This is a genomic window from Nocardia sp. NPDC003269 (assembly GCF_042888005.1).
Lineage (GTDB): Bacteria > Actinomycetota > Actinomycetes > Mycobacteriales > Mycobacteriaceae > Nocardia.
This window is the reverse complement of the sequence record NZ_JBIAPA010000004.1, coordinates 303,693-317,851: the sequence shown is the minus strand read 5'-3', so window position 1 is coordinate 317,851 and position 14,159 is coordinate 303,693. Positions and strand designations below refer to the sequence as shown.

10 protein-coding genes are annotated in these 14,159 nt (G+C 71.3%); 2 read left to right on the top strand and 8 right to left on the bottom strand.

The genetic code is table 11. The annotated features are described in order from the left end of the window. Positions 1 to 52 precede the first annotated feature (52 nt). Positions 53 to 2,794, top strand: coding sequence for an AAA family ATPase (locus ACFYWJ_RS29715; RefSeq protein ID WP_355277137.1), 2,742 nt, complete (start codon positions 53 to 55; stop codon positions 2,792 to 2,794). Here the strand turns inward: ACFYWJ_RS29715 and ACFYWJ_RS29710 are convergent. From ACFYWJ_RS29710 to ACFYWJ_RS29685, 6 genes are all read right to left on the bottom strand, one after another. Next, complete coding sequence (locus ACFYWJ_RS29710) at positions 2,788 to 3,738, bottom strand: D-isomer specific 2-hydroxyacid dehydrogenase family protein (protein WP_355277139.1); 951 nt, start codon at positions 3,736 to 3,738, stop codon at positions 2,788 to 2,790. The genes ACFYWJ_RS29715 and ACFYWJ_RS29710 overlap by 7 nt on opposite strands. 127 nt (positions 3,739 to 3,865) lie before the next feature. After that, complete coding sequence (ligD, locus tag ACFYWJ_RS29705; protein WP_355277142.1) at positions 3,866 to 4,825, bottom strand: non-homologous end-joining DNA ligase; 960 nt, start codon at positions 4,823 to 4,825, stop codon at positions 3,866 to 3,868. A gap of 63 nt (positions 4,826 to 4,888) precedes the next feature. After that, entirely contained in the window at positions 4,889 to 7,057 is a 2,169-nt protein-coding gene (locus tag ACFYWJ_RS29700; RefSeq protein ID WP_355277144.1) for an MMPL family transporter, read from the bottom strand. Between the two features lie 216 nt (positions 7,058 to 7,273). Beyond that, a complete protein-coding gene (locus ACFYWJ_RS29695) occupies positions 7,274 to 7,633 on the bottom strand; it encodes a hypothetical protein (RefSeq protein WP_355277147.1) in 360 nt (119 codons plus the stop codon). A 94-nt stretch (positions 7,634 to 7,727) separates the two neighbouring features. Beyond that, entirely contained in the window at positions 7,728 to 8,828 is a 1,101-nt protein-coding gene (locus tag ACFYWJ_RS29690; RefSeq protein ID WP_355277150.1) for a methyltransferase, read from the bottom strand. A 141-nt stretch (positions 8,829 to 8,969) separates the two neighbouring features. After that, entirely contained in the window at positions 8,970 to 11,093 is a 2,124-nt protein-coding gene (locus ACFYWJ_RS29685; RefSeq protein WP_355277151.1) for a RecQ family ATP-dependent DNA helicase, read from the bottom strand. A gap of 268 nt (positions 11,094 to 11,361) precedes the next feature. Between ACFYWJ_RS29685 and ACFYWJ_RS29680 the strand changes: the two genes are divergently transcribed. Continuing rightward, complete coding sequence (locus ACFYWJ_RS29680) at positions 11,362 to 11,844, top strand: hypothetical protein (RefSeq protein WP_355277153.1); 483 nt, start codon at positions 11,362 to 11,364, stop codon at positions 11,842 to 11,844. Between the two features lies 1 nt (position 11,845). Here ACFYWJ_RS29680 and ACFYWJ_RS29675 read toward each other — a convergent pair whose 3' ends face one another. Both ACFYWJ_RS29675 and ACFYWJ_RS29670 read right to left on the bottom strand, forming a co-directional pair. Further along, entirely contained in the window at positions 11,846 to 13,081 is a 1,236-nt protein-coding gene (locus tag ACFYWJ_RS29675) for an RtcB family protein (protein ID WP_355277154.1), read from the bottom strand. 105 nt (positions 13,082 to 13,186) lie between these two features. Then, a complete protein-coding gene (locus ACFYWJ_RS29670) occupies positions 13,187 to 14,062 on the bottom strand; it encodes a ribokinase (protein WP_355277156.1) in 876 nt (291 codons plus the stop codon). Positions 14,063 to 14,159: the final 97 nt, after the last annotated feature.

The following is a 14,159-nucleotide window of genomic DNA, read 5'->3' as shown; positions in this document are numbered from 1 at the left end:
CCTTCTGTAGGGCCCTCACCTGCGAGTATGCTCTGGTACTCGGAGGTGCGGCGTGATCACCGAGCTCATCGGACGCGAGGGGGAACTGGCCGATCTGCTGGCCCGGCTCGACGACGCGGTGCACGGTGCGCCCCACCTGGTGATCTGCTCGGGTGAGGCGGGCGTCGGCAAGACCCGGCTCGTCGCCGAACTGGCCGGGCGCGCCCGTGACCGCGGGGTGCGCACCCTGTGGGCCCGCGCGCTCGAACTCCCCGACACCCCGCCCTTCTGGTTGTGGCGCCAAGCGCTCGGCACCGGCACGCCCGCGCCAGGTGCCGACCGGATCGCGCTGTTCGAGGGGTTCGCGGCCGGCCTCGACGGCGCCGACACCGGCGTGCTGCTGGTGGTCGACGACATCCACTGGGCCGACGAGCCCTCGTTGCAGGCGCTGCTCTACGTCGTGCGCGCGCTGCGCGAGCGCCGGATCATGGTGTGCGCCATCGAACGCGCCGGTGCGACCGACGGCGGCTGGGCCGCGATCAAACCGGAGCTCCTGCGCGAACCGGTCACCGCGTCCCTGCTGCTGCGCGGGCTCTCCCCGGCCGACTCGGCGCGCTGCCTGTGCCTGGAGGCGGGCCGCGAGCTGCCCGACGAACTGGCGGGCGACGCCTTCGACATGACCGGCGGCAACCCCTTCTACCTGCGCGAACTCGGTCGCTCGATGCGCGGCTCCACGGACGGCGCCCTGCGCCTGCCGACGAGCCTGCGTGAGGTGGTGCGCGCCAGGATGGCGCCGCGGTCGAGCCAGGCGCAGGAACTGCTGCGGGCGGCGTCGATCCTGGGCGAGCGGTTCTCGATCGCGGTCGCCGCCCGGCTGGTCGCCCGCCCGGCGGTGGACTGTCTGGCGGCCGTCGACGAGGCGATCGAGGCCGGGCTGCTGACGACCGCCGACGAACCGGGCACCGTCCGGTTCGCGCACGCGCTCGTGCGGGCGGCCCTGCTCGACGGCCTGTCCCTGCGGCAGCGGGTGATCCTGCATCAGCGCGCGGCGCTGGCCATCGAGGCGCTGTATCCCGATGCGGTCGAGGCGAATGCGGCCGCGCTGGCCTGGCACTGGGCCAATGCCGCGGTCACCGGCGCGCACGAGCCCGCCGTCCGCTGGGCGCGGCGCGCGGCGGAGGTGGCGCTGCGCGAGCTGGCCTTCGAGGAGGCGGTGCGGCTGTACGGTCTGGCGCTGACCCACGCCGCCGCGCTCGCGCCGGTCGACCGGGGCGGACTGCTGCTCCAGCGCGCCGTCGCCGCGGTCCGGGCCGGCGACCTGACCGCCGCCCGCGCCGATTGCGCCGCCGCGCGGGCACTGGCCCGCACGGCCGGGGAACCGGGGCTGCGGGCCGAGGCCGCGCTGGTCCTCGAACCGATCGGGGACCGTGGCTGGGATCGCGATATCGCCGACGCCTGCGCCGACGCGCTCACCACCGACGACCTGCCCGAACCCCTGCGCGCCCGGCTGCTGGCCCGCGCCACCGAGACCGCCGTCTATCTCGGCAGGCTCGACGGTGTCGACGAATCCAGCAGGGCCGCCCTGGTCTCGGCCGATCGCGGTGACGATCCGGATGTGCTCGCGGCGGCGCTGCGAGCCCGTCAGCTCGCCTGCAGCGGACCCGACCACCGGGCCGAACACGGCGTCCTGGCCGCGCGGATGATCGCGGCGGGCGAACGGGCCCGCGATCCGGCCGTGGAGATGTGGGGCAGGCTGTGGCGCATCGACGCCCTGTGGGAGCGGGGCGATCTGGGTGCGGTCACGGGCGAACTGTCCTGCCTGACCTGGTGTGCCGAGCACACCGGTGGCCCGATGGCGCGGTGGCATCTGCTGGTCGCCGAAGCGGCGCTGGCGCAGGCCCGTGGCGAATTCGCGCACGCGCTGGACCGGGCGGGCCGGGCCCACGCGCTCGCGACCACCCTGGGCCATCCCGCGGGGGAGGGTGCCTTCCGCGCGCTGCGGGCCGTCGTCGGCCATCACACCGGCCACGATCCGCACGCCATGGCCCCGTCGCACGCACCGATCCGCGGCGAGGTCCGCACGCTGTTGTTCGCCGCCCTCGGTACCGCCTTCCCCCTGGTCGACAGCGGCAGGATCGCCGAGGCCGAGCCGCTCTATCGCGGCCTCGGCCGGCCCGAGAAGTGGCCGGTGCCACCGTATTTCCTGCTCAATGTGCTCGCCGTCGGCGGCGCGGTGGCCGTCGCGCTGGGTCTGCGCGACGATGTCGCCTACTTCCGCGAGCGACTGTCGCGCTACCGCGACGGACACATCACCGGCGGTGGCGGCACTGCCCACTACCTCGGTCCGACCACCCTGTGGCTCGGGAAATTCGCCGCCGCGCTGGATGATCCGGACGCGGCGTGCGTCGAGCTGCGGTCGGCGGCGCGGATCGCGCGGGCGATCGGCGCGCCCGGGTTCGCCGTCGAAGCCGAATGCGAACTCGCCGAACTCCACCTCGCCCGCGGCGCCACCGCCGACGCGCTCGCCCTGGCCGCGGCCGCCCTGCCGGTGGCCGAGTCGCTCGGCATGCCGCCCTGGGCCGAGCGGCTACGCGTGCTCACCGCCAACCGGAACGACTGCGCCACCCTGACTCCGCGCGAACGCGAGGTCGCCGACCTGGTGGCCCGCGGCCTCACCAATCGGGAGATCGCCGCCGCGCTGGTGCTGTCCGAACGCACCGCGCAGAACCATGTCCAGCACATTCTCACCAAGCTCGGCTTCGCCAAGCGCAGCCAGATCGCGGCCTGGGTGGGGCGCGGCCGGATCGCTCAGTAGCCGCGGCGCGGTTCCACGATTGCCAGCAGCGGCGCGCCCGCCACGAACCGGGTCACATTCGCGGCGACGTGATCGGCGAACGCGGCCAGCCGCAGCTGGGGCGGATTCGAGTCGTGCGGGGTGATGATCGCGTTCGGCAGCGTCCACAGCGGATGCCCGTCCGGCAGCGGCTCTGGCTCGGTGACATCGAGACCGGCGCCGCCGATCACGCCCCGGGTCAGCGCGTCGACCAGCGCGTCGGTGTCGACCAGGCTGCCGCGGGCCACATTGATCACCCAGGACGAGGGCTTGAGCCGGGCCAGTTCGTCGGCGCCGACCAGATGCCGGGTCTGCGCGGTCGCCGGCGCCGCGATCACCACATGGTCGGTGTGCGACCACACCCGGCTCAGCTGATCGGCGGGCAGCGTCTCCATGCCCTCGGGAATGCCGTCGCCGGTCACCGGCGTGCCCGACCGGTTCACCGCGATCACGTGCGCGCCCAGCGGCGCCAGCATCGGGATCAGGGCCCGCCCGATCCCGCCCGCGCCGACGATGGTCACCGTCTTGCCGCGCAACGAGCCGACATGCGGGAAGAACTCGCGCTGCTGCCACGAGGTCGCCCGCAGGTGCTCGGGCAGATACCGGACCCCGGCCAGCAGCAGCATCAGCGCGTGCTCGGCGACACTGTGCGAGAACGCGCCCGCCGCGGAGGTGAACAGCACGTCGGGGTGCGCGGCGAAGACGTCGGCGTCGAAGTAGTCCTCGATCCCCGCCGCGGGCAGCTGCACCCAGCGCACCGACGACGGCAGCGTCGCCGGGAAGGCACCCGGGGTGCCGGTCCAGATCAGCGCCTCCGCGTCGGCGAGCTCGCCGACCTGGGCACCCGCCCCGACGACCGCCTTCTCCAGCAGACGGGATGCCTGCGGGTCCGGACCGAGCGCGATCGTGGTCGCGGATTCCTGCACGGAGACCTCCTGGATGCTCGGCCGCCCACGCCGCACCGTGCGGCCGAGCTGTGTCGGAATCCGATTCTTCCCTCTCGCGCGCGACCGTGCCGCCCCACCCCGGCTTCGCGGGGTCGGCCGGGCGGGTTCACGGTTCGTCGAGGTCGACGGGTTCGTCGACGCCGTGCCGGTCGGCCAGGTCGAGCAGGGGCGTGATGTCGAAGACCGCGTCGTCCATGCCGGCCTGGATATCGCCGAGTTCGGCGTAGCGGGCCGGGACGGTCTCGATGGTGAAGTCGCGCGGGTGGATGTCGTCGATCTCGGTCCAGCGCACCGGCGTCGACACCGTCGCCGCGGGCACCCCGCGCACCGAGTAGGCGGCGGCGATGGTGTGATCGCGGGCGTTCTGGTTGTAGTCGACGAACAGCCGGTCCGGTTCGCGATCCTTGCGCCACCACGCGGTCGTCACGTCGGCGGGCGCGCGCCGCTCCACTTCCTGGGCGAAGGCCAGCGCGGCCCGCCGGACCTCCTTGAAGCCGTGTTCGGGCGCGATCCGCACGTAGACGTGCAGTCCCGAGCCACCGGAGGTCTTGGGCCAGCCGACCGCGCCCAGCTCGTCGAGCACCTCGTGCACCACCCCGGCGACCCGCCGCACCCGCGACCACGGGCAGTCCGGCATGGGATCGAGGTCGATGCGCCACTCGTCGGGTGACTCGGTATCACTCGCCCGCGAATTCCAGGGATGGAACTCCACGGTCGACATCTGCACCGCCCAGATCACGTCGGCGAGCTCGTGCACGCAGAGTTCGTCGGCGTGCCTGCCGTAGCGCGGGAAGTACACCCGCACCGTCGAGATCCAGTCCGGCGCGCCACCGGGCAATCGCTTCTGATGCACCTTCCCGCCGGGCAGGCCCTTGGGGAACCGGTGCAGCATGCAGGGCCGGTCGCGCAGTGCGTTGACGATGCCGTCGCCCACGCTCAGGTAGTACCGCACCAGGTCGAGCTTGGTCGCGCCGAGCTCGGGGAAGTACACCCGGTCCGGATTGCTGACCCGCACCGTGTGCTCACCCACCGGTAGCTCCACCGCTGGTGTCGCAGACTTGGCCACACGGGCAACGATAGACGAGCAGGCCCGCTCCCGAGGGGGAGCGGACCTGCGGTGCCTTCCGTGTCAGCGGCGCTGTCGCACCGGTGGCGTGTAGTAGCTCTCGGCGTAGGAGTACTCGGCCCAGCGGGGTGAGCGCTCCTCGTCGCTGTCGCCACCGTGGCCCGGCCACCAGGCCCGCTTGCCCAGCAGCGCGGTGACCGCCGGGGTGAAGAACAGCGCCATCACGAAGGCCGCGATCGCGATGCCCACCGAGATGGCGAAGCCCATCTGCGACAGCGAGCTGTTGCCCGCCAGCATCATCGAGGCGAAGGTGCCCGCCAGGATGAGACCGGCCGCGGCCACCGTCGGCCCGGTGTGGCGCACCGCCAGCGCCGCCGCCTCGCGGGGCGTGTGCCCCTCCCGGGATTCCTCCCGCAACCGGGCGACCATCAGGATGTTGTAGTCGGTGCCGAGGGCGACGACGAATAGGTACATGATCACCGGCAGCGTGAAGATCAGCCCGTGCTCGCCCTGGATCTGCTGGAACACCAGCACCGTCGCGCCCAGCGTCGCGGCGAAGCCGAGGAACACCGAGGCCATCAGGTACCACGGTGCGACGAGGCTGCGCAGCAGCAACGCCAGCACCAGCATGATCAGGATCGCGGCCACCGGGAACACGATCCGGTAGTCGTGGTTCATCGCGTCCTCGAAGTCGACGAACACCGCCGTCATACCGCCGACCGCCGCCGTGGCGCCCGCCGGTGCCGCCTGGTGGGCGACCTCGCGCAGCGGCCCGGCCACCGTGTCGAGGGCGGCGTCGGATTCCGGCGCGTTCGCCAGCGTCACCTGGAAGTTCGCGGTCGTCCCGTCCGCCGACAGCTGCGGCGCCCCGACCTGCCCGACACCGTCGACCCCGGTCAGTGCCGTGCGATAGGTCGCGAGCTGGTCCTCGGCGAGCGGAGTGCTCGACCGCAGCAGCACGTCCGAGGGCTGGGTGGCACCGGCGGGCATGCCCTTCAGCAGTTCGGTGGTGAACGCCACCGACTCCGAGGCATCGGTGGTCGAGCCGGAGTTCAGGTCGAAGGTCGGATTGAAGCCGAAGGCGAACACGCCCAGTGCCACCAGCACGCCACCGGAGGCGACGGCGAACACGCCGGGCCGCCTGCCCATCGCCGCGCCGATCGCGCCGAACCGGGCGCCCTTGGGCTCGACCTGCCAGGCCTTCGACGGCCAGAACACCTTGGTACCCAGCAGCGAGACGATGGCGGGCACCAGTGTGAGCCCGGCCAGCAGCGCCACCGCGACCGCGATCGCCAGTGCCGGGCCCAGCGCCCGGAACATCCCGAGGCTCGACAGGGTCAGCGCCATGAACGCGATGATCACCGCGGCCGCGGCCGACGTGATGGCCTCGCCGACCCGGGCGACGGCATTGACCATGGCGGTCTTGGGATCGTCACCGGCCCGCAGCCGCTCCCGGTACCGGAACATCAGGAACAGGATGTAGTCGGTGCCGACCCCGAACAGCACTACCAGCAGGATCGAGTTCACCGAGGTGTCGATCTCGAGGTCGAAGGCCTCGGCCGCCATGGCGATCAGACCGCCGACGGTGCCCGAGATGGCGCCGATGGTGATCACCGGCAGCAGCGCGATGACCGGGCTGCGGAAGATGATCAGCAGCAACACCAGGATCAGCACGATCGTGGCGATGCCGATGATCGCCATGCCCTTCTCACCCTGCTCGGTCTGGTCCAGCGTCTGCGCCGCCGTGCCGGTGATGCCGGCTTTCAGTCCGGTGTCGCCGACCTGATCCTTCAGGTGCTCGCGCAGACTCCGCACCGCCTCGCCCTGGGTCTTGTCCGAGGCGTCGGTGAGCTTGGCCATCTGCACCGCGATGACCTGGACCAGGCGATTCTCCGAAGGCGGAGTCACCTGGATGCCGGTGACACCCTTGATGTTCTGCGCTGTGAGCCCGCCCGCCACGGCGGTCACGGTGGCGGAGTCGGTCTCGGTCAGCGGGCCACCGTCGGCGCGGACCGCGACGATCAGCGCGGCGGGCGCGGCATGCTGCGGGAAGGCCTGCTCCTGCAGCTTCATCGCCTGGATGGATTCGTAATGCGAAGGCAGGAAGGCGGATTGATCGGTCGTCGCGGTGAGCGCGGGCGCCGTGGACAGCACGGCGACGATCGCGATCACCCACAGCCCGATCACTTTCCACGGATGGTGGACGACGACGCGCCCCAGTCTGGCGAACATGGTGAGAGGTCCTTTTCGATATCGGAATGCGCATATAGGCATGGGTATTCGAGCGGCGAGCCCTGTTCCGGCTCGTCGTCACTGGTCGGTATGCGGTTGTGCGGCGACTGTGCGTCCCGTCCGACTCACTATAAGTAGATGTATACGTATAGGGCAAGAGTCAAAAAAAGTCCGCACGGATCGACTCCGTGCGGACCGCGGATCGGCGGCGCGGAACTAAAGCTCGTACACGCCGAACGCCCGGTTCTGGATGCACATCGGCATCACGTGGACCCGGTCGGTCCATTCGAATTTGGCTGCCGCCTCGACGGTTCCGCGCTCGTCGACGCACACGCTCGCGGTGCCCGGCATGGTCAGCGGGTTCAGCACGGCCAGCGGGATACCGGCGTGGATGCCGCTGTAGAGGCCACCGCTGAAGCACAGCGGGGTGATCGCAATGCCGCGCTGCGCGCTCTCGCGGTCGGCCGCGGCCTGCGCGCCCGGCACGCCCGCGCAGTCGAGGGGGTTCTCGTTCGACGCCTGGGCGGGAACGGTCAAGAGGGTGAATCCGGCCGCACAGCCCGCGGCGACGGCCATCAGGGATCGAGCAAATGAGGTCCTGGTCATAGCCGCATTGAAACACTGGTGGCGGGTCGCACACACAATCGGCGGCGGCGTGTCGACCCGCCAGTCAGCGCGGAACGGCCTCGAGCACGCAGTCCGGCGCGGCCGTCTCGACCGTCCGCACCAGCGTGAAGCCGCTGCGCGCCAGCAGCGCGCGGAACTCGGCCTCGGTGCGTTCGTGGCCGCCCTCGGTGTTCACCAGCATCTCCAGATCGATGAATTTCCCCGGATGCGGGCGCTGATGATCGGGCAGCACCAGTTCGAGCAGCAGCAGCGTCGAGGTGGGGCGCATCGCGGCGCGCACGGTGCGCAGGATCTGCTCGGCCTGCGCGTCGGACCAGTCGTGCACGATGTGTTTGAGCAGGTAGACGTCACCGCCCTGGGGGACCTCCTCGAAGAACGAGCCGCTCTCGACCGTGCACCGCTGTCCCAGACCCGCCGCCTCCAGGTCGGCGGTCAGATCGTCGACCACGTTCGGCAGGTCGAACACGATGCCCTGGGCCGCCGGATACCGGCCGAGGATCTCGGTGAGCAGGCTGCCGCGCCCGCCGCCCACGTCGATGAGGGTGCCGAAGCGGCCGAAATCGTAGGCGGCGAGCAGCGGCTCGATCGCCAGGGTGCTCACGCTGGTCATCGCGTTGTCGAACAACTCGCCGACCTCGCGGTTCACCGCCGCGTACTCGAAGAAACTCGCCCCGTCCAGGGCCTGGCCGACGGCTTCGCCGGTGCGCACCGCGTCGGTCAGATGGGTCCAGTGGTTGCGATGGTATGGCGAGCCGAAGAACCGCGACAGATCGCGCAGCGTCACCTCGGCGTCGCTGCGCAGCGCGTCGCCGAGCCGGGTGAGTTCGTAGGAGCCGTCGCGCCGCTGGGCGAACACCCCGAAACTCACCAGCAGCCGCATCAGCCTGCGCAGCCCGCCCTCGTCGATCCCGAGCGCCCCCGCCAGCTTCGCCGGCGTCCGCGGGCCCTCGGCCAGCTCGTCGGCGATGCCGAGTTCGGCGGCGGCACTGATGGCCTGGGACAGGAATCCGGCGATCTGGAGCTCCAGCAGCGCGATATGGCCGGGAACCAGTTTCCGGTGCAGGGTGCCGAGTGCGTCGCGCACCCGTTCGATCGCGCGGAGCACAGGCAGTGGAGGGAGCTTCTTCGGTGCTGTGGACGTCATCGTCGACTCCATCGTCGGCCGGTTGACCTGCACGTACGGACCGAGCTTACGGGAATCGCGGCCTGTCGGGGAGGGTTCGCGGGCGGCAAGCCGTGCGGCTGCTCGGCGGCGAGGCGGCCGGTGCGTCGTCGCGGGATCCGATCAGGTCGGCGTCGCCAAGGCGAACGGCAGGACCGCGTCCGCGCCGCTGGTGCGCAGGGCGTGGGCGGCGACGGTCATCGTCCAGCCGGTGTCGGTGAGCGTGTCGACCAGCAGGATCGGGCCGTCGACGCCGCTCAGATCCGGCACCTCCCACGAGTCGAACAGCCCGGCGACCCGGTGCGCGGAGTTCGCCGCCGACACCGGCGGCCGGTCCGGCCTGGTGTGCAGGGTGCCCAGGTTGTCGAGCTGCCCGACCTGCGCCAGCCGCGCGGCCAGACTCGCGGTGAGCTGCGGATAGCGCGGTGATTCCAGCGCCAGCACCGAGGTCGGGCGGGCGGCCCAGGTCCAGTCCCGCAGCACGGCGACACACGCGTCGAACACCGCGTCGGGCACCGGCGCGTCGGGGCCGTCGAGCAGCGCGCGCAGCCGCTGACCCCAGCCGAGATCGGTGAGCCTGCCCAGCACCCGGCCGGTGTCGGCCGCGCCGGTGATCTTGCCCGACAACGGGATTCCGAGTTTCGCCATGCCGGTCGGCCACTGCTTGCGCGGTGCCAGATCGAGGCCGGGCCGGTCCAGCCTGGCCCGGGTGGCGGCGACGGCGGCCGCGTCGACGGTGGTGTCGGGACGGGCGCCGGTGCAGTTGTCGCAGCGTCCGCAATCGGGGGTCGCGGCGTCGAGGGCGCCCAGGCCGGGATCGTCGAGCTGACGGCGCAGGAAGGTCATCCGGCAGGCGGTGGTCGCCTGGTAGTCGATCATCGCCTGCTGCTCGGTGTCGCGGGCGGCGGCCAGGCGTTCGTAGCGCTCGGTGTCGTAGGTCCACGGCTCACCGGTCGACAGCCAGCCGCCGCGCACCCGGCGCACCGCGCCGTCCACGTCGAGCACCTTCAGCACCATCTCCAGCCGCGACCGGTTCAGCTCGACCAGCGGTTCCAGCGCCACCGTCGACATCGGCCGATCGGTGTCCAGCGCCGCCAGCACCGCGCGCACGATGTGCTCGCGCGGGAACGCCACCGAGGCGAAGTAACTCCAGATCCGCGCGTCCTCCGCGCCGGGCAGCAACACCACCTCGGCGCGATCGGTGCCGCGCCCCGCGCGCCCGACCTGCTGGTAGTAGGCGATGGGGGACGACGGCGCGCCCACGTGCACCACGAAGCCGAGATCCGGCTTGTCGAAGCCCATGCCCAGCGCCGAGGTCGCGATCAGCGCCTTCACCTCGTTGTTCAGCAGCGCGCCCTCGAGCACTTCGCGTTCGGCCGGATCGGTCTGGCCGGTGTAGGCGGCGACCGTGTGCCCGTGCGAGGTCAGCACGTCGGCCAGATCGTGCGCGGCGGCCACCGTGAGGCAGTAGATGATGCCCGACCCGGGCAGCCGGTCCAGCTGGGCACCCAGCCACGCCGTCCGCTGGACCGCGTCGTCGAAGCGCACCACCGACAGATGCAGCGACTCGCGATCGAGCGTGCCGCGCAACACCAGCGTGTCGGTGCCGATCTGCCCGGCCACATCGGTGACCACCCGATCATTGGCCGTCGCCGTGGTCGCCAGCACCGGCACATCCGACCCGAGATCGGCGATCAGCGTCCGGATGCGGCGGTAGTCGGGCCGGAAATCGTGCCCCCAGTCCGAGACACAGTGCGCCTCGTCGATCACGACCAGCCCCGCGTCGGCGGCCAGCCGGGGCAGCACCTGATCGCGAAAGTCCGGATTGTTCAACCGTTCCGGGCTCACCAGCAGCACATCGACCGCGCCGGCGGCCACCCGCTCGTGGATCTCGTCCCACTCGGTGACATTGCCCGAGTTGATCGTGTCGGCCACCACCCCGGCCCGTTCGGCGGCGGCCACCTGATTGCGCATCAACGCCAGCAACGGCGACACGATCACCGTCGGCCCCCGCCCCGCCCGCCGCAGCAGCTTCGCCGCGATGAAGTAGACCGCCGACTTGCCCCAGCCGGTCCGCTGCACCACCAGGGCCCGGCGCCGCTGCACCACCAGCGCCTCGATCGCGACCCACTGGTCCTCGCGCAACCGCGCCTGCGGCCCGGCGAGCTCGCGCAACAACTCCTCGGCGCGTTCGCGCAGGTCGGGAGCCGTCAGATCGAGCACGTCGTGGCCGGTCGCTGAGGTCATGCCGACCATGCTGCCCGACCCCACCGACAGAGACGACCCCCGGTACAGTTCCGCCTCTCCGGGATTTTTGGCCGGAGTCAGGTGCGGGGGGCTTCGGTCCGGCGGCCGACGGAGAGTGGGTGGCCAGGTGAGCCCGTACCCGGCGAGTTACCCATGTTCGTGCGAGATCTGTCTATAGGGGGTCGGGGTCGGGTACCCCGTTCCCTCGGCGAAATGTGGGATGGGGGAGGACAATAGGGCGGGTTACCGGACTTGCCGGAGGGGCTCCATGGCGAACCGATTCGACCCGCCTGCTGGATGGACGCCGCCCGGGGCGCAGTTCCGGACGAATTCGGGGGTTTCGCGGACGGTGGCCGGTGCGTTTCTCGCGCTGATCGTGACGCCGCTCGGGATGGCGCTGGCGGCGCACGGTGCGCTCGACACCAGCCGGTGGGTGATTCTCGGCGACGCCGCCGACCGCCTCGGCTCGACCCTGCAGATCATCGTGGGCGCGGTGCTGTTGTTGCTGGTCAGCGCGCTGGCCGGGTTCACGCCGATCGCGACCATCCTGGCTGGACTGGTGTGGGGTGTGCTGCCGGGGCTGGTCTACTTCGTCTCGCCGGAGAGCACCTGGCGGATGGTGGGGGATCTGCCGCTGATGACCGACGAGCTGCACATCGCGCTCAACGCGTGGATCACCAGCGGCTTCACCTTCGTCCTCGGACTGCTGCTCGTCGGCGCGGGTGTGGCGGGCACCCTGCGCCGACGATGACTCAGCCCTTCACGCAGAGGACCTGACGCAGCGTCGCCACCACGTCGACCAGGTCGGCCTGCGCCGCGATCACCTCGTCGATGTCCTTGTACGCGGCCGGGATCTCGTCGACCACGCCCGCGTCCTTCCGCGATTCCACGCCCTCGGTCTGCGCGACCAGATCGGCGACGGTGTACTGCTTCTTGGCCGCGGTCCGGCTCAACCGCCGTCCCGCGCCGTGCGAGGCCGACTGGAATGAGGCCGGATTCCCCTTGCCCCGCACCACATACGACCGCGTCCCCATCGACCCGGGAATCAGCGCGAGATCACCGGCCCCCGCCCGCACCGCGCCCTTGCGGGTCACCAGCATCGGCATCCCGTCGATGATCTCCTCCGCCACATAGTCGATGATCTCCTCCGCCACATAGTTGTGGTGACACGAGATCGGCTCGTCGAAACGCACGTCCCGCTCGCCGAACTCGTCCCGCACCGCCCGGCACACCAGCGACAGCATCACCGCCCGATTGCGCGCCGCGTACTCCTGCGCCCAGGTCAGATCCCGCCGATACGCCGCCATCTCGGGCGTCCCCCCGAGAAAGACCGCCAGATCCCGATCCGGCAGCGCCTGATTGTGCGGCAACGCCCGCGCCACCGCCATATGCCGCTCGGCCAGCTCCTTCCCGATATTGCGCGACCCGGAATGCAACAGAATCCACACCGCGTCGTCCTGGTCGAGGCAGACTTCGATGAAGTGATTCCCGGATCCGAGCGAGCCGATCTGCTTGTGCGCCTTGGACTCCAGCGATGACACCCCGGGGTGCAGCTCGCCGAACCCACGCCAGAACCGGTCCCAGCCCTTCGTCCGCGCCGACTGGCCGTGCGAACCGGCATGCAGCGCGGTGACATTCACCGCCTCCTTGTGCGCGTTGAACCCGACCGGTACCGCGCGCTCGATCCGCGACCGCAGGGAACGAAGGTCGTCGGGCAGGTCCGCGGCGGTCAGCCCGGTCTTGACGCTCTCCATCCCGCAGCCGATATCGACTCCGACCGCGGCCGGCGCGACCGCGTCGCGCATCGCGATGACCGACCCCACCGTCGCGCCTTTGCCCAGGTGTACATCCGGCATCACGCGCAGTCCGTACACCCACTCCAGCTCGGCGATATTGCGGAGCTGGCGCAGCGCGGACTGCTCGATCTCGTGCTCGTCTGCCCACATGAGCGTCTGCGCCCTGGTACCGCGCAGCTCGACGGGAAACATGGTTCGGTCCTTTCCTCGGTGTACTACCAACGGTAGGACCGAGGCCACGGCAGCGCATCCGAATATCGCCGGGCGCGAGCCGGACCGATCGGCGGAGCACGGCGCTCAGTCCGCCGTGAGCGCGTGTTCGATCCGGGTGCGATCCGGGATCGAGGAGCTGGCGCCTAGTCGGGTGGTGGCCAGGGCGCCTGCGGCGTTGGCCCAGGTCAGCGCCGGGTGTGGGCCGGTGGGCCAGGTGGCGACCAGGGCGCCGGTGAAGGCGTCGCCCGCGCCGGTGGTGTCGACGACGTCGACCGTGCGTCCGGGGACGGCGAACTCGGTGCCCTCGGCTGATCGATACCGGGCGCCGTCGCCGCCGAGCGTGCGCACGACGTGCGGAATCCGGTCGAGGTCGGACGAATAGTGTTCGGACTCCAGCGCATTCACGATGGCGAGGTCGACATCGGCCCACAGCGCGGCGGGCAGCGGCCGCACCGGTGAGGGATTGAGCGCGACGATCGTGTGCGCGGCGCGCGCGTGCCGGGCCGCCGCGGCCACGGTGGCGAGCGGAATCTCCAGCTGGCACAGCAGGATGTCGGCGGCGGCGATCGCCGCGAGCTCGTCGGCGGTCAGGTCGGTCACCCGCCCGTTCGCGCCCGCGACGACGATGATGCTGTTCTCCCCGGACTCGTCCACGACGATCGTGGCCACCCCGCTCGATCCGTCGACGGTCCGCAGCAGGGAGATGTCGACACCGGCGCCGGACAGCGTCGCGCGCAGCGTAGTCCCGAACGCGTCGTCGCCGGTCGCGCCGAGGAAGCGCACCCGCGCGCCCGACCGCGCCGCCGCGACGGCCTGGTTCGCGCCCTTGCCGCCCGGCACGGTCGCGAAGCCGGACCCGAGCACCGTCTCGCCCGGTGCGGGCCGCCGCGCCGTGGTGGTGACCAGATCCATGTTGACGCTGCCGAGCACGACGACGGTGGGTGCGGCGCTGCGGTCCATGCGGCAAATCTAGCGGTGACCCCACCGCGGGCGCGGGTTCCCGGCCGGATCACCCGATGACCTGTGGACAAGTCCCGCGGTGCCCCGAAACCTGTGG